Consider the following 23002-nt stretch of genomic DNA (forward strand, 5'->3'; position numbering starts at 1 on the left):
AAGAGTGCAGGACAGGCATTTGAATTTCATAACCCTTAAGCTGTTAAATTCCCCTTCAAAATAATCACCGCGTCATATATCATGATGCTTCTTTAAGTACCACATCAAGGCAATTATCGGGACAACAGAAACTACAATTGAAAAGACCCAGCTCCACGGCTCCTTGGCAAGTGGCAATGGCATATTCATCCCCCAAAATCCCGACACAATGGGTGGAATCGCTAGTGCCAATGACCAGACCGTCAGTAATCGCATCGTATTATTAATGCTATTATCAAGGATGTTACTGTAACTGCCGACAACCTGCTCAACGATTTCGGCCGCAATATTAGCCATTTCTCGGCTTTGTTCGACTTCGACTCGAAGGTCTTTCAAGTGCTGCATTTCCGTTGTACTTAGCGTTAACGGATCATCATCAGAATCTGATAAAACTTGCAGCTGCCGAATAGCAATCACGTTATTGTTAGCGGCCGTTTTCAAATATACCAGCCGTTTGTCGAGATTGGAAAGTTGCCGGATCTGCTTATTACTGGGCCGACCATGGATGGCTTCCAGTTTTTCTCGAGTCTTATTCATGTCATCGATCCTGTCGAGATAATCTTCATTTAATTGGAAGATCAATGCAAAGGCGATGGACAGTAAAGAATCTTGCGGCTCTTGCGTGTGACTGCGAAATTCATCGATCACCTGCTGCATCTTTTCGGTCACGTAAGCATTACGCGGATGGGTCACTGAGATCAAGACGTTGCCCTTCATCATTAAACAAAACGGCACCGTTTCCAAATATTCTGAAATGTCTTGCCCCTCTTCGCCATGATTGACCGAACGAAAGACCAGCAAGCTGCACTTTGTTTCGGGGTCGTAATCAAAGCGTGCCCGCTCACGGATATCCAGCATGTAACTGAGATACTTCTTGGTAATATCATATGTTTTACGTAGCGTTTCCATGTCATGATCATCGGGTGAATCAACCGCGACCCAGGTTAAATCATGCCAAAGCTGATGTTCTTCTAGCATTGCTGTCCTTCCTAACCGTTTGATTTCTAATAGGTATATTTTACAACTTTTAAGTCCCCTTGCGGAATTGGATAATTACACTGCAAAATGACTGAATTTTCAACCTAAATGGTGTTATACAGGCTTTATTCGGCTTTAAAAAATCTCTGATTTCCCCAATGTATCCAGTCTTAAAGCGGATTTTAATTTGCACTTGAAAGAAAATTCGTGTAAGATTATTCTCATACAAAACTAATAAACAGTGATGGGGGTCTAGTTATTGCACGTGGCTCGAAAACACCGCAAAACTTTACAGGAACCAACGGTCGAGTGATCAGCAGTTGGTTAAGGGGAAGCCATCATTATTATGTGAAAGGGATTAGAACTTATGAAACGAAAATTAAGTGCGCGCCAGATGCAGATGATAGCGCTCGGCGGAACGATTGGGGTCGGGCTGTTCATGGGGTCCACCTCAACCATTAAGTGGACCGGGCCGTCCGTTCTGATTGCGTACGCGATTGCAGGGGTTTTCTTGTATCTGATTATGCGGGCGCTAGGGGAAATGCTTTACGTTGATCCTGATACAGGTTCGTTTTCCAAGTTTGCAACGGAGTATATCCATCCACTAGCCGGCTACCTGACCGCTTGGAGTAATATTTTCCAATTTGTCGTCGTTGGGATGAGTGAAATGATTGCCATCGGCGGATACTTCAAATTCTGGTGGCCGGGCTTGCCAGCATGGATACCAGGGATCATTGCCATTACTTTTCTGTGTCTAGCAAACCTGATCTCCGTTGCCATGTTCGGTGAACTTGAATTCTGGTTCGCCCTGATCAAGGTCGTCACCATCGTCCTGATGATCATCGTTGGTTTGTTACTAATCGTTTTTGGGATCGGTAACCATTTCCACCCGATCGGCATTTCAAACATCTGGACTCACGGTTTCTTCACCGGTGGCTTTAAAGGTTTCTTCTTTGCACTGTCCATTGTGCTTGCTTCCTATCAAGGAATTGAGCTGATCGGTGTTACTGCGGGCGAAGCTGAGAATCCTCAACATACTCTGGTTAAAGCGATTCGCTCAACTGTTTTCCGAATTCTGATCTTCTATATCGGTGCTATTTTTGTTATTTTAAGTATCTATCCTTGGAATCAGTTAAGTAACGTTGGCTCGCCATTCGTTGAGACCTTCGCCAAAATTGGTATCACTTCAGCCGCTTCAATCATTAACTTCGTTGTGATTACTGCTGCACTGTCAGGTTCGAACTCGGGTATTTACAGTGCCAGTCGAATGTCTTACACCTTAGCAAATAATGGCCAACTGCCGCGACGTTTCCTATTGTTAAACCGTCACGGGGTGCCTTTCTACTCAGTCATCGCCATTTCTTTGGGCATTTTTCTCGGGGTCGTATTGGACTTTGTCACGCCGATCTTCTTTAAGGGTGCGACTAACATTTTCGTGATGGTCTACAGCTCAAGTGTACTACCAGGTATGATTCCGTGGTTTGTTATTTTGATCAGTCAGCTTGAATTCAGACGGGAACATAAGGACATCATGGCCAAGCATCCGTTTAAAATGCCACTTTCACCATGGTCAAATTACCTCACATTGGCTTTCTTACTCATTACCTTGATTTTCATGTTCTTCAACCCGGAAACCAGAATTTCGATTCTCGTGGGTGTCGTCTTCTTAGTCTTCATGACGATCCTCTACTTCGTTAAATTCCATGGCAAAGTTAAGGTCGATTAGACAAGTTCAAAACGGGTGAACCAGCCCGCTTTTAGAGGTGCTAAAAAGCAATAATAGATGAACTCACCCAGTCTTGGGGAACTCTATCTGTTATTGCTTTTCTGTCATTGTAAAGCTAAGTTTTAAATTTTAGTTCAGCAGTCAAGCGCATGAACTAGGCGATGCTTCAACCTTAGCTATTCCAATTTTACTAAATGTGGTTTACCATAAAAGTAACCTTGACGGTAAGGGAGGTCTAGCTGATTGAGCAACTCATCTTCTTCAGCGTTTTCCGTACCTTCAACCACCAACCGAATGTGATATTTGCTGGCAACTTCCTTCCAGAATTGTAATTGATCGACAATTTCGCCTTCACGGGTTTCGCGCCGGAAGTTTTGCATCGCAAACTTAATCTCATTGGCATATGGTAGCAACGCTTTAATGTTATTATAAGTGTTGAAGCCTGTCCCAACGTCGTCAAGGCTGATCTGGACACCATTTTCGGTATAGTGCTTGGCGCTCTTAACTAGTGCCTCACGAGCTACGTCCTTATCACAGGATTCCTCAGTCACTTCAATAATCAGTTTCACAGGGTAGATATCATGTTGAGCGTCGATTAAAGCTTCCGCCATGTGCTGGTCAATAAATTGACTGCGGTTTAAGTTAAATGAGATTGAACCAACTTTCAGGCCGATTCGTTTTGCTGTCAACTTTAGGAGGTTCACTTGTTCATCAACTGGAATCGCCGCGAAGTTTTGCGGTAATTTCCAGTGCTCATCGTCGTATTTACGAATCAGCATTTCATAACCAATCAAAGAATTGGTAAATCTATTCAGTTGTGGTTGGATGAAGTACCTGTACACGACGATGTCCCCCCTTTTTTTAAAGACTCACTACCCTAATGATTCCACTTTGATTATAGCATTTATAAAATCAATATTTACCTGATTCAATGAAATTTCAAAGATTTAGCCATCTGTACGAAACGAGGGTTTGATAACATGAAGGTTATTATTATTGGATGCACACATGCTGGAACAGTTGCAGCCACGGAAATTCTGAAAAATCATCCTGAAACCGATTTAACAATTTATGAACGGACCGATAATTTTTCGTTTCTTTCCTGTGGTATTTCCTTGTATTTACAAGGGGAAGTCAAACATCTTGAAGATATGTTTTATTCTTCGCCAGAAGAGTTACAGGAAATGGGCGCAACTGTCCACGATAACCATGACGTTTTAAAAGTAGACGCTGCCAAGCACACCATTCAAGTCGCTAACATGGTCAGTGGCGATGTTTTTGAGGATACTTACGACAAACTGATCATGACAACGGGCTCTTCAGTCATGGTACCACCGCTTTTTGGCATTGATAACACCCGCGTCCTGCTGTGTAAAAACTATCAGCAGGCTCAAGAGATCTATAAAGCATCTGAAAAATACCATGATATTGCAATTGTGGGCGCTGGGTACGCCGGCATTGAATTTGCCGAAGCCCTCTCCGAAAATGGTCATCACATCACCCTTTTTCAATCACGCTCACAGGTACTGAATAATTACGTTGATAAACCTTTGTCTGATTGGGCAGTTAAACTGTTACAAGACCATAAAGTCGATGTACATCTGGAGCATGAGGTCACGGCCTTTAGCGGCAACGAAGACGATAGTAAAATTACGATTGAGACCAATCAGGGCGATTTTAAAGCTGATGTGGTGATCGTCAGCACCGGTTTCACACCGAATACTAGCCTGTTAACCGGTCAAGTCGACATTGAACGTCATGGCTCATTTAGTACCAATCGCTACCTTCAGACTTCAGATCCCGATATTTACGCGGCGGGCGACTGTTGCATGGTGACCTTTAACCCAACCGGTGCACCTGCTTATACGCCGTTAGCAAGTGTCGCTATTCGTCAAGGGATGCTAGTTGCGCACAACATTTTTGGTCATACTCATCCCTACATCGGTACGCAGGCGAGTTCCGCATTAAAGCTTTACGGCAATGCCCTGGCAACTACCGGTCTAACATTGATACACGCTAAAGAGCGTGGGATCAACGCTGCTAGCGTGACTTTGGAAACCACTTGGCGGCCAGAGTACATGCCATCAACGGATCCGTTGACCATTTACCTCGTGTATAATCGTGATAATCGTCGAGTTTTGGGGGCACAACTATTGAGCCGACACGATATTACTCAGTCTGCGAACGCCGTTTCACTCGCGATTCAAAATAACAACACCATTGACGATCTAGCCTTTGTTGATATGCTGTTCCAGCCCAACTTTGACTTTCCCTTTAACTACCTGAATCAAGTTGCCCAATTGGCAATTGATCAGGAGCAGGCTGCCGGTAACGGTAAACCGCGCTTTACAGCTTTAGGAAATGCTAATTCTGATCAGTGAAACCCAAGATTCGTTTTTAAAATACAGTCGGCGACAGATTTCCAGTACGGGAATCTGCCGCCGATTTGCGTCACATGATCAATTTATGCTAGACATCATACTCAGTTTCCCGAATTGAACGGTGCATCAAATCGTATGGATTCTCCATATCTTCCGAATTCCAGCAAGCAATCCCAGCAATTAGGGAAGTATCGAGCATCTTAAGCTGGGGGTCACGCGCTAACTGTTCATTAAAATGCTGCTTAAGTCGTTCCGTAATCTCTTGAGCCACTCGTTCTTCAGTGTGAAGGATCATCCCCCAAGTTGGTGTTTGCCGATTCAAAAAGTACGTTAGATTATTATCGCGACTTTCTTGGGACAGGACACTGGAAATTAATTTGAGTAACCTTTGAGACTGTTCTTGACTCAGCATTTTTTCTAATTCTTGGAAATAACGAATCCGAATGACAAGCATCGTCACGGGTAAATTAAACTGGCGATGATTTTCGAGATACATCCGCGCATCCTTTTGAAAGGCCACCATGGTGCGCAGGTTAGTTTGCGCATCAAAAGCACCCTGTTCGACTAAACGATTTCGCAGCTGATGATTTCTCAATTGTAGTTCTTGCTGGTGACGCATCATAACGGCTAGCGTTAAGCATAGTAGCCCTGGCAAGACCAGCCAAATTGTCATTCTAAGTGGCACTTCCTGATGAAGCTGCAAACTGACGTAGGCCGCTGAGACAATTTGACCAAAGACAAACAGCAAATTACTTAAAAGTCCCGGGATCAAGCCATAAAAATAAGTCACCAGCATGAGCATCATTGTGATAGCCAGATAAACGGTACTCCAAATGGGGTGCTGTGATAGGTCAACAAGCACGGTCGTTAAACCAATCAAAGTCAAGAATCCCACTAAACCAATATCCGCCAATAAACTTGCTTTACCATGATCATCAATGTTCATGAATAAACCCCTTTCGAGTGATCAGTCCGTTTCGCCATAGAATTGACACGATCACGAAACCAAAGAAGAAAAAGACAACTAATGCGATTCCTAAGAACAGCCAAAAATGACTATGTTTATGAACCACTGAAGTGATCGACGATGGTTGAATCATTTTTTGCTTCTTGAACCGGTAACTGTAATGCTGATTATTGTCATCCACGACGATGGTATCTGCCTGGCGATATTGAGCCAGCTTTGACTGCCGGTCAAGCTGGGTTGAAGCCCGGTAAACGGCATCATCATGAGCACCGGTCACAACTAGCAAGCCCCGGTATTGATTGTAAGGCGATCGGAGTAGCTGGGCCGTACCGATTGTTTGGGCATAGTCATCTTCCAGACTAAGTTTCTCGTTACTCTTAAAGCCTGAGAAATTAGAATTAAACTGGAAATAAAGTTTGGAATTCAGCTGCTTGATCAAGGGTGTTTGTGAGGGGGTGCCAAATGCGATCACGTTCGACCGGTTTAAAACGGCTGTCTTTGGCGTTTGGTGGTAGACTTTCAATTCCCCGGTATTTTGCTTCGCGTAATTACCAACCAGTCCAAGCAAGTTTGACATTGTCGCAAAATCATTGGTGGTCAAATGCGCCGGCCGGACGATGGCCATCTGTTTCACTGCCTGATTTTTCATGAAGACACTAGGATAATTGTCAAACAGCAGATCATGATTGGACTTGGAACGAATCACCGCATTTGAAGTCGGCAGTACCGTCGCCCACATGTCTTGGTCAGTAGGTGCTGAACCACTTCCAGCTGGAGTTAGGTCGAAGTCCACTGAAATAGTAAAGGTGCTATTTAACGGCATCTTGGCGGGTAATTTCAGACTGATCTCGTCACCGTCAGCGTGTGCCGCACTCAGGCGTTGGCTGCCAATCGCTTGCTGATTGATACGAACGGTCATTAAGGAACGCTTGAAATCAAGGTTCTTGCCGTAACGAAGACGTAGATTAATCGTCGATCCCGCCGCATTCAGTTGATCATTTGGCAGCTGAACAAAAAAGGTACGGACATTGTGTCCAGCCCCCTGGACAGGTGTGTCGACATCCGTTAGTTGATGCCGGCCCTGAAATTCCAGTACCGAACTGAACGTTGCCGTTTGTTCATTGATCCATTTCTCGGGTTTGGTAGTCTCCTTCATCAACTCCTGATTTGCAACGAAGCTGGCTGCTTTTAATAACAGTGAATCGGAGTTAGAAGTCACCACTAACAGGTGCTTTCGACCCTGTTTCAACAGTTTGATCACTGCTTGGTCGTTTAACTTCTTGGCCGATAATTGAGACTGAATTGATTTTGGTAAATGCTGAAATTTAGCGATTATAACTTGATAATCCGCCTGTTTATTCTCCTCTAAAGGCGAAATCGGCAGTGCCTGATCATCGCTGGTGACAAATCTGGACAGGCCGGTCAAAGCTCGTAACCCAGCAGATAACTCGGTATCGGTGGCCGCCTTTGGTGTTTCGACTAACGACTGACTTTCAGCAATCGTGTCGGCACCGGTCAGACGGTCGTAAAAATCGTTGATCTGGTTCCGTGGCGAAGTGAGATCATAATCGAAATTAACGTTACTGGCAGAGTCCAGTGTCAGCCAATTGGCAGGTGTCTGGGTAGCAACTACCTGCTTATCATTTGTTTGGTTCAATAACTGGCCTTCGATTTGAAGGTTATTTTGGGACTGAATCAATTTCTTAGGAATTGTAATTTGCTTAGATTGCTCACCCGCGGCTGAAGATGGCCGAAATGAGTCAAACGTCACCCCGTTAACTGACACGGTGATGTCTGAATTCTGCCGATCATCCAACTGAGAAATTTGAAATTTGAGGTTGAGGGTCGCTTTTTTGACATCCCAGTACCCCATTTTGACAAAATACATATTTGCCTGCACCGATTTACCGGCTAGCGACGTTGTTGGATTTTGAAACGGCTGCGTATACTGCTTAGCTGAAGCAGTTTGCGCCGTCAGTACGACCGTCACGATGACGAGTAAAGCGGCCAGCATACTACTGATAACGCTTTGTTTTATACCATTTTGCTTGTTGATGAAAAATTTGTTCACGTGTGTACCCCACCATTCCGTATATTGCAACTACTAACCACATTTGACTATAAACGACATACATCAGACAGATCACACCCAGATTAGTCACGGTCATCTCACCTTTTTCGGTCGTGATCGTGACAAAAGTGCTGAGGACAAACAACAGAATTGCGAAGACCCAAACGGCATTACTAAAGCCTTGAATCGACACGTGGACCACGTCAGCCACTGACATCACAAAGACGACGTCAGATAAGACTAGGGCAGCCATTAAAAGAAAGTAGGTACTCATAAAATAAAGTAAATCGAACCAGATTCGGTGAGCTTGGGGATGAAATAGCAACCGAAAATTCTTGACGATCACGTAGATATTCCCCTTTACCCACCGCGTCCGTTGCTGAAACCAAACGTCAAAAGTCTGCGGTTCCTGTTCCCAAGTCACCGCCAGTGGCTGAAAGGCAATTTGCTGACCCATTAAATAAACGCGGAAACTGATCTCCGTGTCTTCCGCCAAGGCTTTGACATCCCAGCCGCCGATTTTATCCAAAACGGCGCGACGAATCACATAGTTAGTACCAGGAATCGTGCAGAGTTTAAATAATTTTTGACGGCCTGCCTGGGCCATCCATTGAAAGGCTAATGTTTCAATGTTAATGAAACGCGTCAGCAAAGTAGCATGTCGATTACGAGTTCGAAATTTTCCAATGACCGCCCCAAGCTTTGGGTTGGCCATTAACGTCGCCACCAAGTGCCGTAACGCCTCTTCTTCCGGCGTATTGTCCGCGTCATAAACTGAGATCACGGAGCCCTTAGCTTGCTGTAAGCCAACGTTTAGCGCGTTAGATTTTCCTTTACCACCAGTTTCTGCATTGGTATTGATCACTTGAAAATTCCGATTTGAATACTTTGCTTGAAATTTGGCCAGCAAAATTGCGGAATTGTCACTAGAATTGTCGTTAATCACGATCAATTCATACCGGTCTTGCGGGTAATCGAATCCCAGCAAGGCTTCTACCGTTCTAACCAGCACGACACCTTCGTTATGCGCCGGGACAAGGATCGATACAAATGGCGGTTCGGTGGGTAATTTGGCAGGTGGCGTCTGCACCCACTTTATATAGTAGAGATAGCCAGCAATTGTGAGCACAAGATTAACGATCAAAATGCTCCAAATTGCGATAATAGCCATAAATAAGATACTGTTTAACATTCTCATCACCTATCTTTATGAATGCCTGGACGAATAAATTTACCCCGATAAAGACGCCAGCCGATTGATAATAAACCAGCCAAAAACAATCCAATAGCGCTAAAGATCCAAATTAACGCGGTCGATTGCCACTGAATCACCCGGTTCATCCAAGATGCTTTAGTGGCTTGAGTTGGTAATTCAGACTGTCGTTGGTCTGCGGTCAGATTCAAGTCCGACAATGGTTCACCGTTTAGCCAATACTGGCCAGAACGATATCCAAGTAACGCCGAACCCGTCTCTAGAGCGGTGTTAAGATGGTCACGGATGGGATCAAACCACGGGACCTGTGCACTTTCAAGACGGCTTAGAATTGTCCCGATTTCCGCATTATTTTGCGGCATGGGGATCAATAAAGACGTTGGCGAGTTAAAGCGCAGTTTATCTTTGTGGGTGACCGTTTCAAATTTTGAAAATGGCAGCCCAATAACACCCGCTTTAAACGGCTGACTCGCTGTGACTTTAGCGGTGGAGTTGATTGTTTGGGCACCTAAAGTGGTTGGCTGATTTGGTAACAGCAGAACGTGACTGGCATTTTGCAACACTGCATCGCGACGATATTTTGACTGATTCCAGTAACCTGGTGCACTAACACCAACCGGAAAAACGTGGTCGGCGCCTAAACTGGCCAGCTCGGTTTGAAAAATGGCCCGTAGTTCGTCGCCGTTGAGCAGATGTGTCCCGGTTTCACTGGAGGGGCTTAAGAAAATCAAACCGCCGTTTTGCTCTGCAAATCGCAACGTACTTGTATAACGATGAAACGCCTCTAAATTAGTATTGGTGGCAACGCTGGTGATACTTAAGGCAAATGGATAACCACGCGCGGAAAACTGTTTGATCAACGTTCTAAGGCGTTTCATATTAGTATATGGTGATATTCCAGTAATCGTTAGCAGTGGTTGATGTGGTTTGGTTGGGCGTTTGAAAAGGGCGCCCATTAGTTGACTGGCAGCCTCGATTGAAAGCCCATCATCACCCAAACTGGGCAAAAAGCCCGAACGACCAATCTTAACACCATACGCATACGTTTGACTGGCATCACTTTGACCCGACAACCAGCCAAACTTTTCTGCATTATCAGGATGTTTATTGATCACTGTCAGTTGGTGACTCGCACTTAATAACTGTGACGAACGCTCTTGATGCAAACAAAGCTGCTGATGAGTCAGCTCTTTAAACCGGCAGCACAATTGTTGTCGTTCATCACTTTGTAACTCTGGTCCAACGTGTAATTTGACGCCTTTAAAGATTTTGCGATCCCTTTCAAATGATGAGTTCGTAAGCCGTTGCTGGTCCCAGTTTTTCATTGTGACCACCCCTTGGTACCGGCCACTGGTGAGTTCATCTTTTTGATAGTCGGCTAGCTTGATTGACTTAACTGGCAGCCCCAGACTCGTCATCAGCCGCTGACAGCAATCGATCTCCAGATCAGCATGAGTGGCAATGTTTTTTGAATCATAAACTAACAAAACGGGTCGCGTTTCAGCTGCATTTGTCGACATGGTCATTGCACGCAACCCCAAAATGGCCGCTAGCGTTAGTAATAATGTGAAAAGGCCAAAATTAAGTTTGTCTCTCATTTGTGTTCCTCCATAGCCTGTGCTGAACGACATCGCTTAGTAACACCATGCCGACCAAACAGAGACTGAACGCCACTGGGAAAATGTGAATGGATAAATCCGCTGTACCGTATAGGACAACGACCGCTGGTGGTGATGCAATCACAATTGCTAGTAACCCGATCACTAGCCAAAAACGACTAGCCAGCCAGCGCTCGCCACGTTTTAAATGGCGGACAAATGCAAAGCCGTAAACAATTGCGATAGCCGCTGCAAGTAGGCAATTGAAGGCGTACTTGCGTGGATAAAAAGTGGCTAACATTTGACTGAAGAGCGTAAAGTATTTGGTCTTAAATTGTGGCTTGGATCCCGGTTTTGCTGCTTGAGTGCCTGCAAATTTAGGCCGCAGTAACATTGTATTTTTAGCCGTCACATCTAGTAACCGGCCCATTTGCGGCAGATCAGTTGCATAGGCTGAAATTAACCACGGTAGATCGTACCGCTGAGTGAATTGCCGTTTAGTCTCAGCATCCTCCGCCTTTAAAGCTGCATACCCGTTTGGATAATAGCTTTGAGCCCGCATCAGGGTGAACTGAGGATCGATGTTCGTCGTTTGGGAAATACTTTCTGGATGAGAGGTTGTCAGTAGCTTGCCCTGGGTCATTGCTTGATACTTATTCATTTGACTGGCCTCGGGCGATAAATTATTGGCCGAGATCCAACCAACTAGTAGTAACAGCGCTGTGAAACAAAGCATCATTCCATGAATCAAATGATGGTGCGGTCGGCTTAGTACACCGATGCCAGCGATGATCAGACCAATACATAACAAACTGTTTGATTCATGAACCATTAATAGCAGAAATGCCACCGCAAAGAAGCTAAAAGTTTGCCAAACATTCTCCTGCTTATAGCACATAAGCGATAAAAAAAGCCCTGCCAAGTACAACATCAGAATCAATGTTAGTGCTTGGGGGTAGAACGAATTCAAGTAGAGTGTGAAGGCTGAATCGGCAAGAATCAAGGTAAGCACGATGGCCAACAAGTAATTTCGTCGCCGCTTCTTTCGGCCGATCAAACCGTTGGCAAACGTGGCGACACCGCCGAGGTAAAGGAGGTAGTGAATAGCTCCCAAGAAGCGGAGATCAAATATCGAACGACTGTAAAACCAACGATTTAAGGCAACTGCGATCTGAATCACAACTGACTGGGTCGTTAAGTGTTCTAAATGCAGTTGGTTGTAGTGTCTCATCAGGCCATACTTTTGAATCGTATAACCAATTTTAGTGTGTGGTAATTGGAAAAGGTCGTTACTAGCCAGCAGCATCTGGAAATCACCGTTATCGGAATAGCCGTGAATCGGCGTGATAAACATTGGTATGCCAACAATAATGGCACAGGCAATGACTACCGCCGCAACCGGACTTATCTGAAGGTATCGTCTCACTTGGTTCCCCCCTAACTTCACTCATTTAATAACATAGGTTGTATAGACCAGTTTATATTAAACGAAAATGCGTTCGGGTACAATAAAAATTGGCTAATATTCTAAAGAGAAGAACATGTATCATTTATGGCGATTTTGCCATAAAAATCAATCCTTGGTAAACTAACAAATAATGCGTTTACAAAATAATCAGTCTATCAATTCTGCTCTATTTAGGCTTGGCTTTTAAGACTAATAAAAAAAGTGTCGCATGAACTTTTCAAGCCGTTCAAGCAACACCCTTAGAATTAAGACCCTTGATTATAGCAATAACCCAATACTATAGTGAATAATCATGGTAACAATACCGACGATGACGTTTCGAATCATCGCCGTCTTAACTAAGCCCTTCCCTAGTTTGGCACTTAGAAAACCGGTCACCGCAACGGATAAACAAACCGCCAAAATGGTGGCTGGCCATTTGAACGCAACCGGTGATAAGGTCATCGCTGCCAATGGGAAAATCCCACCTGCCGCAGCTGAGAATAATGACGAAAAGGCTGCATTCCACGGATTCATGTAGTGGTTTAGTGTCAAATCATACTTAACGCTAATGATTGTTTCCAGTGGCTTTTTGGCCATTAATTCATTGGCAATCTTAGTAGCCGTGGCTTCCTTCACACCCAAATCAGTATAGTGGTTGATGACCGCTTTGATCTCCTCAGCGTAATTGGTTTTTAATAGTCGCTTTTCTGTCCGTACGACCGACTCTTCAGTATCACGTTGCGTACTGACAGAGGCATATTCACCAGACGCCATTGAGAACGCACAGGCTAATAGATCTGACAGCCCGGCGATAAAAATCGTGAACTGATTGGTTGTGGCAACGGCCACTGAAAACAGCACACCAACCACGGTTAAAATGCCGTCGTTAGAACCCAGTACACCAGCTCGCAACGTGTTGAGCTTTTCCTCCATTGTTTGAGAGGACTTTTTAGGACGCTTAATAATTTCTTCACTCATATTCTCGTTCTCCCATTATAGACTACCGATCAGCAACCCAGTCAGATAGGTAACAATCATCGTTAACGAGCCTGACACGATGTTTCGTAGCATGCCATTCCCCCGTTTTGCGTTTCCTAGCGTCGCCGCACTAAAACCAGTAATTGCCAGTGCGATCACCACCGCCACAAATGTCCCGACGATTCGATTGGCTACTGGTAACATCGTAATGGCCAAAAGTGGTAAAATAGAGCCAATTGGAAATGAAATCATCGAAGCAAGTGCAGCGGCATATGGACTAGTGAATTCGCCTACGTCAAAACCATAACGTTCACGAACCGTTGTCACTAATGAATCGCGTTGCATCATTTCACTGGTCGCTTGGCCGGCCAATTCGGGATCGATACCATCGTCCACGTACTTTTGCTTAACGTAATCGAACTCGTCATCGTAATTATTTGCCAGGGCTTCCTTCTGGTTCATGATTGCTCGCCGCTGCGCATCCTTTTGCGTGTTAACTGAAACGTATTCACCCATTGCCATGGATACCGTACCGGCCAGCATTCCTGAAATGCCAGAAATGAAGATAGCAAAGTTACTCGTTCCGGCGCCGGCAACACCGATAACGATCCCAGCGACTGAAACGATACCATCATTGGCGCCCATGACTGCGGCCCGCAGAATATTCACCCGCTGTGCGAGTGTAAGCTTCTTCCTCATGTTGCAGACCTCTTTTCTACATTAGAATAATTCTTAATTACAAAATACATTGTAATTCACTTAAACCCAAAAGTAAAACAATTTTACTATTCATTTTCGAATATTTTTTGTTTATACAGGAGGAATCAAATGGACAATACCGTGACAAAACTACGCGACCTGTACACAACAACTCGAAATGCAATCATCGATCAACCGCTGTCCAGTAAGCAAACGACAGCTTTCAGACAACAATTAACTGATTTAAACAGCCAGCAGTTGACAGGCTTACCAGGCAAGTTGGCGAACGCCTACACAAGTTTGATTACGGCTAATCTAACTTACACTAGTCATCAGCTCTACTTTGTTCTCAACTTAAATCATGATCATACAACAATTACGTTACCGATTTCGCATCAACAATTACTGGAATGGTCAAACACTCATTCTTCTAACTACCAACTTTTCACACGAAATCCCTTCATGTACAATGGTCTATCGATTGATGAAACAGCAGCTTTAGCACTTTTGTAACGTTCTCTTAACATTTCTTGCACGATATAGCCAAAAATACCGGTACTTCGTAAAACATGAATGTACCGGTATTTTTGGCTATTTTTTCCACTTTTATAACGCTGATCTCTAAATTTGATGGAACCATTTTTCTCATTATCCAATCTAATTCTAATGTTTATGTAACATTTTTGCCACGTGGCGCTTTCATATTTCATTTTGTAACATGAATATGACAACATTTCAATATTATGACTACTTTCAAAATTAATGTAGCGAATCTGTCACTGAAAAGCCGATTCAGCATGTTATAGTATAACACGTGATGTGGGGAAATAACGTTTTCCTAATAGCATCATTAATACTATTCCTATGTCTAAGAGGCATAAACATCGAAAGGTTGGTTATCATTTTATGTTACCAAAAACAATTGTTTCACGTAGTTTAGTCCTGTTCAGTGCAATTTTCGGCTTCGGTTTCGCTACTATCTCTGCTTCCGCAAAAACGTATACGATCAAATCAGGTGACAGCCTGTGGAGCATCGCTAAGGCCAATGGAACAACTCCTCAAGCAATCGCTAAGGCCAACTCATTAAGTTCAGTTCATGCTGTGATCCTACCAAATCAAAAATTAAATGTTCCTAGTGGGACTATCAAAGCTGATAAGGCCACCACAACAGTCAAACCACTATCTGAAAAAACTAGCACCAAGTCAACGACAGTTAAAACGACTAGTAACAAGGTTGCAACTAAATCGACCAGCAGTAAAACTTCCACTACCGGCTGGACAACCATGGTTGCCACGGCTTACGACCCACAGGTTGCTTCTGGTGGTCAGGGGACTTCAATTCCAACTGGCACTGGCGTTGCCGCATCATTAAGCCGCTATCCAAAGGGCACTCAACTTGAGATCAAGTTCCAAGACGGCCACACTGAAACTCGAGTTGTGAATGATACTGGTACTTTTGCTTACAGCAACCCTAACCAGCTAGATATTTCGATGACTAATTCCCAGGCAATGCAGTTTGGCCGTCAATCAGTTCAAGTACGCGTTATCGGCTAATTAAATTTTTTAAAATCCAGAAAGCTCGAGTTTTGCTCGAGCTTTTTTTAGTGACATCATGCTACAATAGCTTTAAATCAATCTTGTGGAGGTTTTCAAAAATGGGAAAATATATTGTACATTCGACCCTTCGCCCTGCCGGCACCCAGGTAATGAATCGAACTGGTGGCCACACGTTTCTAGCGGACGAGCCGTTAGTGGCTAAGGGAACTGACGCGGGACCAAATCCGGTTCAGTACCTGCTTGGTGCAGTTGGCAGTTGCATGAGCGTCACCGCTCGCGAGTTGGAACATTCAGAAGACAAGCTCACGATTAAGAAGTTCCAAGTTGACGTTTCCGGAGAGACGACTTCTTACTCTGATGGCTCTTCGAAAGTCACCCATATTGATATTAAAGTGACTGCAGAAACCAATCTGCCACCCGATGAGCACAAATTCTTTTTGAATGAAGTTGTACGTCAATGCACGGTGCACGAATCCCTCGTGGGTGCGATTCCAATGGATATTACATTTGTTTAATCCAATTACAATTAGTAGGAAAGAGATCATCATTTTAAAAGTTAATCACCATTTCGAACGTGACTCTTCAACTTGGATCACAGCTATTTTCTGTATTCAACGTAGATTCACGTGAATTAACTCGATTCAAAAAGCGATACCGATAAATTCCCAATTTGAGGATTTGTCGGTATCGCTTTATTTAGAGGCTTAAACTGCTATCAAACAGCTTTAAAAACGCGGTCTAATGAATTAGCGCAGACCGTGGTCGCCGTCGTCCAGTCCGTTTAGATAATCCATGTCAGCATCACTGATTTCAAAATCAAGCTTAGTGTTAGCCTCAACGTGAGCCATTGAACGAGCTTTTGGAAGCGGTGCAATATCGTTTTGAAGCACGTATCGCAGAGCTAATTGTGGGACCGTCACACTGTATTTATCCGCAATCTTTTGCAGGTTAGCATCATTGATCAAACCACCCGTCTCAAGTGGTGAGTATGCTTGAACGACAATCTTGTGTGCCTTAGCAGCCTTCACAACGTCATCTTCTGTATGGCTGACAAAGTACCGAATCTGATCAACTGCTGGGGTCACTGTCAGACCATCCCAGGTCAATAAATTATCTAAATCATGAACGTTAAAATTAGAAACGCCAATTGATTTTGCACGTCCGCTGTTATAAATTTCCTGCATTGCGCGCCAAACTTCGCGGTTAGCATCGTCGTAGTTAGCGCCCATTTGCATCCATGGCCATGGGGCGTGAATGATGTAGGAATCAACGTAGTCTAAATTAAGCGCCTTGAGACTGCTCTCAAAGTCAGCCATTGCCTGGTCATAGCTCTTTGATTCGCCTGGCAACTTGGTCTGCACAAAAATATCTTCGCGAGCCACGTCACTGGCAGCGATGGCTTCACCGACACTTTTTTCATTCCGGTAAGCCTTAGCGGTATCGATAAAGCGATAGCCGGCTTTTAAAGCGTTAGTAACGGCGTCGTAGGTCTCTTGACCGGGACGAGTCTGCCAAGTTCCAAAACCAACTTTTGGCATCTTAATGCCATTATTTAATTCAAATGTATCCGTAATAATTGCCAATTAAAGTTCCTCCTTTTTATCGCTAACAAAAATAAGTATATGCCCTTCGTGTTACCTTAAGGCAATCATTTTGCTCACTGGATGCTTAAATCATGACCGTTAAATCCAGTTCGGTCCGCGGCAGTTATTTCCCGAAGCACATGGCAAGGGTTGCCAACAGCAATGACATGGCTTGGAACATCTTGAGTGACAACGCTACCAGCACCCACGATGACGTCATCACCAATTGTTACACCAGGCAGAACTGTGACGTTGGCAGCCAGCCAAACTCGGTTGCCAATTGTAATTGGTTTAGCAACACAGCCACCCGCTTTACGCTCATCCGGATCAAAAAGGTGATTGCTGGTATACAAGCCCACTTTGGGGCCGAATAAAACGTTATCCCCGACTGTGATTGGTGCGCCATCCAGCATGACACAGTCATAATTGGCGTAAAACGAATCTCCGAGGTGGATGTTACGCCCGAATTCGCACCTAAAATTAGGCTCGACCACAGGCGTCTTACCCACCGATCCCACTAACTGCGTGAAGATCATCGACTTTTCTTCAGGATCAGCCGTCCGATTTAACTTTTGTGTCATTTGAGTTGACCTGATTCTGGCTTGAACCAGTTTTGGATCTAAATCAGCGTACGGTTTCCCAGTCGCCATATAGGCGAACTTTTCGTCTAAGTTCATTTCAAATTATGTGCCGCGTTAAAAACACTAACCGGCACTGCGCACCTCCTCATTGGTTGTCTTCCTTAAGTATACCAATTTTTATTGCCGGCGATAATCCTGCCCGTGATAGCTGTCACGGGCAGGATCTGGACTAATTATAGGAAAAGATAATTTCTAAGGGTTGGCTTTCAGTCACGATTTCTGCCATTAAAAAACCAAATTCGTCACGTTCAGCTGATTCTGCACAATCTAGGCATCATAATAGGTAGCACAAAGCGATATCAAATAACTTTCTCATTCGAAAGTCACCCGATATCGCTCTTATTTCGGCATTAAAACACCAATGGTATCTCGCTATCTTTAATGACTTACAGTGCCATCTTCAAGGTTTCAAGCACACCGTTATGGTTGTTATCATAAGCCGTCACATGTGCCGCCGAACGACGGATCTTCACCGCAGCGTTTTTCATTGCAAAACTATTGGGTGTCATCTTTAACATGCTCAAATCATTTTCATTATCACCGAAGGTCATTAATTCATCATCGGCAACCTGGTAGTAGTCTTGTAATGCCCGCAAGCCAGAGCGCTTATTGGCTTTGTCAGAACCCACTAAGTCCGTATTAAAGCCCGACGTTTCACTGGTGAGACGGTCTGGTAATAACTTGGACAGTTTAGCCGACGCTGCATCGAAATCAACTCCAGGAGTAAAACTGATGGCTAGCTTTGTGAACTGATCCTTGACTTTTCGAGCAGCAATTCCTGACAAACTGGCAACGCCGATCACTGGCCGATAGTAGTACTTCACGATTTTCAACACTTCGGGATCCATATCCTGGTTGACATAAGTCCCGTGCAGACCGGCTACCACTTCCTGATTAACGACACCCGGTTTAAAGGTCGCATTCAGCAGGTCTAAAACCGCGTGAACCTGATCGTCACTGATTGCTTCAATATGTTGCAGCTGATTGCCACGGTGCACAATTGCGCCGTTTTGCGAGATGTAATCCATCTCATCGGCAACCTCGGCGAATTCATGGCGCAGTCGCTGATATTGCGAACCACTGGCGGCTACAAAATGAATGTGCTGCTGTTTCATCCGCTTAAACAGGGTTAAAAACGCTTGTTTATCATACTTACGCTCGTCGTTCAAAAACGTGCCGTCCATGTCAACTGCGACCATTTTAATCATGCCATTACCTCGCTTCGTGTATTTTCCATAACATCTATGATAACTGAAAATACAGTTGGCTGCACATGAAAATTACGCTTCTGGCCAAACTTTTTGGGCAATCGCTTTAACCAATTTCAATTTCGCCCACTGCTGGTCTTCAGTCAACTGATTGCCTTCCTCCGTGGATGCGAAGCCACACTGAGTTGACAACCCCAGGTTTGCTAAAGGGACGTGCGTGGCAGCATGGTGGATTCGGTCAATCACGGCGTCTTGATCCTCAAGTTCAGGAAACTTTGAAGTGATCAGGCCAAGAATCAGCCGCTTATGGGAATCATTGTTCCAGATGCGAGCCAGTGGGGCGAAACTACCGGCGCGTTCACTGTCATATTCAAGAAATAACCCGTCATAGTTCAGTGAACCCAATTGATCAGCAACGTCATCGTAACCGCCTGAAAATAGGTACGTTGACTTAAAGTTACCGCGACAAATATGGGTGGTAACGGTCAAATCATCCGGTAAGCCTTCCAAGAAAGCGTTGATCACACGAACACCATCAGCCGCTAATTGTTCATACTTGGCGTGTTCTTCCGGCTGATCTTTAGTTTCATTCAACTTACTGATCAAAAATGCCCAGGTGGTGTCGTCAATTTGTAAGTAACGACAGCCTAAATCGTAAAAGTGGCGCGCAGTTTCATGATATGCTTTGGCAACGTCGTCCAAATAGCCGTCCCAAGTTTCGTAGAATTCGTGCCAACGATCACTGCGGTTATCACGGAACAGCATGGTTGGTGATGGAATGGTCTGCTTAACGAGCACGCCGTCTGGAACAATGCTCTGCAGGTATTTAAAACTGTCATAAAACGAATGGTTTGGATTAGCTGATACCTTGCCGGTCAACTCCACGTTATCGGTTCTAGTGGTGCCACCTTTGAATTTATAACTCTTATGATAATCGTACTTATCAACGCCGGTTAAATTCCACAGAAAGTCCAAGTGCCACCAGCTACGGTTGAATTCCCCATCGGTAACCGCTTTAAAACCCAGCTCAACTTGCTTGTCGACAACCCGCTTTGTTTCTTGGCGTTGAATGCGAGTCAGTTCAGCCTGATCAATCTTTCCTGCTGCTAAGTCTTTATGCGCCTGTTTCAAATCTGCTGGCCGCAATAAGCTGCCAACGACATCGTACCGATATGGATATTGCGTTAATGTTGATTGTGTCATTGAATTTCCTCCTAGAATGTTAGCTAAAGGCGTCAAAAAAGTCGCCCCCTGTCCGTTCAGACAAGGGGCGACTAGTCGCGGTACCACCCAAGTTCGTGCTGCATCACAGCACCTTCCAGCTCCAATAGAAGCTGGCCCAATAACGGCGGTTACCGGACAGTCAGCCATTGACCAGCTGTCAGCTACTTAGAGTTCATCTTTGTCAGGATACCGAATTCTCCCTTTCAGCTACCGGAGTTCTCTGTAATCGTGCCCCTGACGCTCTTCTCTTCACAGCGATTAACTAACGAAATTAAAATTTAATGATAAATATAATCGTCTTTTGGTTGGGTGTCAAGGTTGAAATGCAGTTTGGTTGACCGACCCAGTCCTCAAATTAGCCTATAAAGGCTGCCAGAATGGTCATTAAAACTATCTCATCTTTTTAAAGATTAAATTCACGTCAACATTACTATTAACACGCCACTTGATAGAATTGCCAGGGCACGCCATTCGAAGCTACCCCTCATAACGTTTTCATATACCACGTATCACAAGCACTATGTTCCGATTGGGATAGCGGGTGTGCTAGTTGCCGAAAACCGTTTTCTTGATAAAGATGGTTGGCAGCTTTCATGGTGGCAAACGTCTCTAAGTAGAGTTTTTGATACGCCGTTTTCGCAAACGCAAAGTTAACTGCTAATAGTTGCTTGGCAGCACCATGCTTGCGATAATTAGGATCCACGTACAGTTTCTGCAGCTCAGCTATACCGTGCTCAGGATCAATTGGTCCCACTCCACAGCCACCAACGACCTCACCGTTTGCAACCGCCACAAAGTACTTTGAATGCGGAGTCTGCTGATACCATTCACTCAAACGGTCTACAAAGGGGTCAAAGTAAGCTGTTCCAGGTAAATTGAGATGCATTTGCTCGAGGCTAGACCTTAAAATAGTCGCCATCTTCCGGTCATCGGCAGCCTCAATTTCACGAATTTCCATATGTATATCATCTTCCTTATATGTTTGCACAATTATAACAAATTAAAGGAAGATGAGAAAACCTTTTAGGCTGATACGCGCCAGTTTTGTTTATCCATGGCCATTTGCCAAAAAGCCAGTTCGTAAGCACTGCTACGCAAAAAAGCGGTCTTCATCTTAGTGCGCACATCGTCATCAGCCTGATCCGCCGCTTGATTAGTCAAGACAATCATCTGGTCAACACTATCGGTGTAGTCATCACTATCGTAGGTTTCAATCCAGCGCTGGTAAAGCTCATCCGGAGACCCCTTCGCAATCAGGTGCTGGCCAATTTGATTATAGAGCCAGTAGCAGGGCAGTAGGCCAGCAATCGCCTGCTGCGGGTTGCCGCGATATAGCTCGGCATACATGTGATTCACGTAGTTATAGGCAGTCGGTGCGATCGGTGTTTGCTTTACTTCTTCAGGGGTAATCTTCAACTGTTCAAAAAATCCTTTACGAACCGCGATCTCGCCGTCTTTCAAGCCTTGAGCACCTGCCAGTAAAAATTGTTTCCCATGCGCATCGTCAACCTGTTCAGCAATTAACTCATGCAGTTTACCGAATTCGCTGAGATAGTAGCGATCCTGAATCAAATAATAACGAAAAATGTCAGTTGGTAGCTGGCCAGATTGGATCTCGTGAATAAATGGATGGTCAAAACTCTGCTGCCACAGTGGTTCGGCAGCCTGATGAATGTGATCGGTGAAAATTGTCAAGGTAGAGCCTCCTAGTTTGAGAAGCGCAAAAACACTGTCGATCGATTAACACGCCAGGTTGCCACCCAAAGCCACTCTTTCGACTAAAAAGCCGGCCCTAGTTTCCCAAGGTCGGCAGTTGATTGGCAAATAAGCACGTTAACTTTCCTACGCGAGGGTTGGCTCACAGGTTCAAAGGGTTCGATCAAATGACCGTCTCAGCAATTGCGCCCCTAGTTAATTATTGATTTGAATTGAGTATATCATAAATCGTTATTTTGTGGCATGTTGACCAGTGGATTTTGAAAAATTAAGTGCGATCAACGACCCACTGGAAAATTTTGACAAATTCAGGATGAACTTTAAACATCATTTCCGGATGGAATTGAACCGCAAATAGTAACCCATCACCGGATTCGATGGCTTCGCTGATGCCATCATCCGCCACGCCAGTATTCTTTAATCCCTGCCCCAGCTTGTTAACGGCTTGATGATGAAATGAATTGGTCAAGAAGCGCTTGCCAAAGTTTTGTTGCAACCATGAACCATCAGTAGCGGTCACGCTATGCGTTGGTATTTCACCAGCCGTCGGATACTGACCGTGTTGCAATTTAGTTCCTTGCTGAACATAAATATCTTGATACAGCGTGCCACCCAGAGCAACATTGATGATTTGCTGACCCCGACAAATCCCCAGCACCGGTTTATGTGCTGCCTGAGCTGCCTTGATCAGCGCAATTTCAAACTGATCCCGATAGATATCAGTCTCGCCTAACTCACGAATCGGTTCGTCCCCATAGAGCTGCGGTGGGACGTCTTGACCACCAGTCAAAAGAAGTCCGTCCACGCTATCAAGGTAGGTCTCCGCATCGTTGGGGTCCCCCATCGGTAAAATGATGGGTACTCCACCGGCCTGCCGAATTCCTTCCACGTAATTGATTTGAACGTAGTCGACAAAATTCGTCCCGAAGCGGGGATTCGGGTGAACCAAATGATTGCTTGGAATACCAATTTT

Annotated in this window: 21 protein-coding genes and 1 riboswitch; of the genes, 5 read left to right on the forward strand and 16 right to left on the reverse strand. The window is 44.6% G+C overall.

Annotated features, from left to right (window positions below):
• Nucleotides 1–72: 72 nt before the first annotated feature.
• Nucleotides 73–1017, reverse strand: coding sequence for a magnesium transporter CorA family protein (locus GM612_RS03890; protein WP_155431075.1), 945 nt, complete (start codon nt 1015–1017; stop codon nt 73–75).
• Nucleotides 1018–1384: 367 nt separating this feature from the next.
• Between GM612_RS03890 and GM612_RS03895 the strand changes: the two genes are divergently transcribed.
• On the forward strand, nt 1385–2743 hold the full coding sequence (locus GM612_RS03895; protein WP_155431076.1) for an amino acid permease: 1359 nt from the start codon (nt 1385–1387) through the stop codon (nt 2741–2743).
• Between the two features lie 176 nt (nt 2744–2919).
• Here the strand turns inward: GM612_RS03895 and GM612_RS03900 are convergent, their stop codons facing one another.
• Nucleotides 2920–3585 carry an EAL domain-containing protein gene (locus tag GM612_RS03900; RefSeq protein WP_343031787.1) on the reverse strand — a complete coding sequence of 222 codons (666 nt, stop codon included), beginning with the start codon at nt 3583–3585 and terminating at the stop codon, nt 2920–2922.
• A 138-nt stretch (nt 3586–3723) separates the two neighbouring features.
• On the opposite strand from GM612_RS03900, the gene GM612_RS03905 reads away from it, so the two are divergent.
• Complete coding sequence (locus GM612_RS03905) at nt 3724–5124, forward strand: FAD-dependent oxidoreductase (protein WP_155431077.1); 1401 nt, start codon at nt 3724–3726, stop codon at nt 5122–5124.
• A gap of 88 nt (nt 5125–5212) precedes the next feature.
• On the opposite strand, the gene GM612_RS03910 is transcribed toward GM612_RS03905, so the two are convergent.
• The 7 genes from GM612_RS03910 to GM612_RS03940 all read right to left on the reverse strand — a co-directional run bounded on the left by GM612_RS03910 (nt 5213) and on the right by GM612_RS03940 (nt 14100).
• Nucleotides 5213–6070, reverse strand: a complete 858-nt coding sequence (locus tag GM612_RS03910) for a diguanylate cyclase domain-containing protein (protein WP_155431078.1) — start codon at nt 6068–6070, stop codon at nt 5213–5215.
• Nucleotides 6060–8162 (reverse strand): cellulose biosynthesis cyclic di-GMP-binding regulatory protein BcsB, encoded by a 2103-nt coding sequence (locus GM612_RS03915; protein ID WP_343031788.1) that lies wholly within the window; start codon nt 8160–8162, stop codon nt 6060–6062. The genes GM612_RS03910 and GM612_RS03915 overlap by 11 nt, the downstream gene beginning before the upstream one ends.
• The gene (locus GM612_RS03920) at nt 8107–9360 is read right to left on the reverse strand and encodes a glycosyltransferase family 2 protein (RefSeq protein ID WP_155431079.1); all 1254 of its coding nucleotides are present in this window, start codon (nt 9358–9360) and stop codon (nt 8107–8109) included. The genes GM612_RS03915 and GM612_RS03920 overlap by 56 nt, the downstream gene beginning before the upstream one ends.
• On the reverse strand, nt 9360–10973 hold the full coding sequence (locus GM612_RS03925; RefSeq protein WP_155431080.1) for a hypothetical protein: 1614 nt from the start codon (nt 10971–10973) through the stop codon (nt 9360–9362). Before GM612_RS03925 ends, GM612_RS03920 begins: the two co-directional genes overlap by 1 nt.
• Nucleotides 10957–12399: a glycan biosynthesis hexose transferase WsfD gene (wsfD, locus tag GM612_RS03930; protein ID WP_155431081.1), complete on the reverse strand. Its 1443-nt coding sequence runs from the start codon at nt 12397–12399 to the stop codon at nt 10957–10959. Before wsfD ends, GM612_RS03925 begins: the two co-directional genes overlap by 17 nt.
• A 300-nt stretch (nt 12400–12699) precedes the next feature.
• Nucleotides 12700–13401 (reverse strand): VIT1/CCC1 transporter family protein, encoded by a 702-nt coding sequence (locus GM612_RS03935; protein ID WP_155431082.1) that lies wholly within the window; start codon nt 13399–13401, stop codon nt 12700–12702.
• Nucleotides 13402–13416: 15 nt separating this feature from the next.
• The gene (locus GM612_RS03940) at nt 13417–14100 is read right to left on the reverse strand and encodes a VIT1/CCC1 transporter family protein (protein ID WP_155431083.1); all 684 of its coding nucleotides are present in this window, start codon (nt 14098–14100) and stop codon (nt 13417–13419) included.
• Nucleotides 14101–14229: 129 nt separating this feature from the next.
• On the opposite strand from GM612_RS03940, the gene GM612_RS03945 reads away from it, so the two are divergent.
• The 3 genes from GM612_RS03945 (at nt 14230) to GM612_RS03955 (ending at nt 16172) form a co-directional block, all read left to right on the forward strand.
• Nucleotides 14230–14613: a hypothetical protein gene (locus GM612_RS03945; protein ID WP_155431084.1), complete on the forward strand. Its 384-nt coding sequence runs from the start codon at nt 14230–14232 to the stop codon at nt 14611–14613.
• A gap of 393 nt (nt 14614–15006) precedes the next feature.
• Entirely contained in the window at nt 15007–15654 is a 648-nt protein-coding gene (locus GM612_RS03950) for a LysM peptidoglycan-binding domain-containing protein (protein ID WP_173021217.1), read from the forward strand.
• A gap of 101 nt (nt 15655–15755) precedes the next feature.
• Complete coding sequence (locus tag GM612_RS03955; protein ID WP_155431086.1) at nt 15756–16172, forward strand: OsmC family protein; 417 nt, start codon at nt 15756–15758, stop codon at nt 16170–16172.
• Nucleotides 16173–16403: 231 nt separating this feature from the next.
• Here GM612_RS03955 and GM612_RS03960 read toward each other — a convergent pair whose 3' ends face one another.
• From GM612_RS03960 to GM612_RS03990, 7 genes are all read right to left on the reverse strand, one after another.
• Nucleotides 16404–17240 carry an aldo/keto reductase gene (locus GM612_RS03960; RefSeq protein ID WP_155431087.1) on the reverse strand — a complete coding sequence of 279 codons (837 nt, stop codon included), beginning with the start codon at nt 17238–17240 and terminating at the stop codon, nt 16404–16406.
• A gap of 74 nt (nt 17241–17314) precedes the next feature.
• The gene (locus tag GM612_RS03965; protein ID WP_155431088.1) at nt 17315–17917 is read right to left on the reverse strand and encodes a sugar O-acetyltransferase; all 603 of its coding nucleotides are present in this window, start codon (nt 17915–17917) and stop codon (nt 17315–17317) included.
• 350 nt (nt 17918–18267) lie between these two features.
• Entirely contained in the window at nt 18268–19089 is an 822-nt protein-coding gene (locus tag GM612_RS03970) for an HAD-IIB family hydrolase (RefSeq protein ID WP_155431089.1), read from the reverse strand.
• 72 nt (nt 19090–19161) lie between these two features.
• Nucleotides 19162–20292 carry a vitamin B12 independent methionine synthase gene (locus GM612_RS03975; RefSeq protein ID WP_155431090.1) on the reverse strand — a complete coding sequence of 377 codons (1131 nt, stop codon included), beginning with the start codon at nt 20290–20292 and terminating at the stop codon, nt 19162–19164.
• Between the two features lie 505 nt (nt 20293–20797).
• Nucleotides 20798–21271 carry a GNAT family N-acetyltransferase gene (locus tag GM612_RS03980; protein WP_155431091.1) on the reverse strand — a complete coding sequence of 158 codons (474 nt, stop codon included), beginning with the start codon at nt 21269–21271 and terminating at the stop codon, nt 20798–20800.
• A gap of 65 nt (nt 21272–21336) precedes the next feature.
• Nucleotides 21337–22008: a thiaminase II gene (gene tenA / locus GM612_RS03985; RefSeq protein ID WP_155431092.1), complete on the reverse strand. Its 672-nt coding sequence runs from the start codon at nt 22006–22008 to the stop codon at nt 21337–21339.
• 127 nt (nt 22009–22135) lie between these two features.
• Nucleotides 22136–22232, reverse strand: a riboswitch (TPP riboswitch).
• Between the two features lie 65 nt (nt 22233–22297).
• A partial coding sequence (locus GM612_RS03990; RefSeq protein WP_155431093.1) for a gamma-glutamyl-gamma-aminobutyrate hydrolase family protein occupies nt 22298–23002 on the reverse strand: 705 nt, incomplete at its 5' end.

The organism is Secundilactobacillus folii (genome assembly GCF_009720675.1).
GTDB lineage: Bacteria > Bacillota > Bacilli > Lactobacillales > Lactobacillaceae > Secundilactobacillus > Secundilactobacillus folii.

Coding starts and splice junctions, on each gene's coding strand:
- GM612_RS03890 (WP_155431075.1), bottom strand. CDS start 1,017: ATGCTAGAAGAACATCAGCTTTGGCATGATTTAACCTGGGTCGCGGTT.
- GM612_RS03895 (WP_155431076.1), top strand. CDS start 1,385: ATGAAACGAAAATTAAGTGCGCGCCAGATGCAGATGATAGCGCTCGGC.
- GM612_RS03905 (WP_155431077.1), top strand. CDS start 3,724: ATGAAGGTTATTATTATTGGATGCACACATGCTGGAACAGTTGCAGCC.
- GM612_RS03910 (WP_155431078.1), bottom strand. CDS start 6,070: ATGAACATTGATGATCATGGTAAAGCAAGTTTATTGGCGGATATTGGT.
- GM612_RS03920 (WP_155431079.1), bottom strand. CDS start 9,360: ATGAGAATGTTAAACAGTATCTTATTTATGGCTATTATCGCAATTTGG.
- GM612_RS03925 (WP_155431080.1), bottom strand. CDS start 10,973: ATGAGAGACAAACTTAATTTTGGCCTTTTCACATTATTACTAACGCTA.
- GM612_RS03935 (WP_155431082.1), bottom strand. CDS start 13,401: ATGAGTGAAGAAATTATTAAGCGTCCTAAAAAGTCCTCTCAAACAATG.
- GM612_RS03940 (WP_155431083.1), bottom strand. CDS start 14,100: ATGAGGAAGAAGCTTACACTCGCACAGCGGGTGAATATTCTGCGGGCC.
- GM612_RS03945 (WP_155431084.1), top strand. CDS start 14,230: ATGGACAATACCGTGACAAAACTACGCGACCTGTACACAACAACTCGA.
- GM612_RS03950 (WP_173021217.1), top strand. CDS start 15,007: ATGTTACCAAAAACAATTGTTTCACGTAGTTTAGTCCTGTTCAGTGCA.
- GM612_RS03955 (WP_155431086.1), top strand. CDS start 15,756: ATGGGAAAATATATTGTACATTCGACCCTTCGCCCTGCCGGCACCCAG.
- GM612_RS03965 (WP_155431088.1), bottom strand. CDS start 17,917: ATGAACTTAGACGAAAAGTTCGCCTATATGGCGACTGGGAAACCGTAC.
- GM612_RS03970 (WP_155431089.1), bottom strand. CDS start 19,089: ATGATTAAAATGGTCGCAGTTGACATGGACGGCACGTTTTTGAACGAC.
- GM612_RS03975 (WP_155431090.1), bottom strand. CDS start 20,292: ATGACACAATCAACATTAACGCAATATCCATATCGGTACGATGTCGTT.
- GM612_RS03980 (WP_155431091.1), bottom strand. CDS start 21,271: ATGGAAATTCGTGAAATTGAGGCTGCCGATGACCGGAAGATGGCGACT.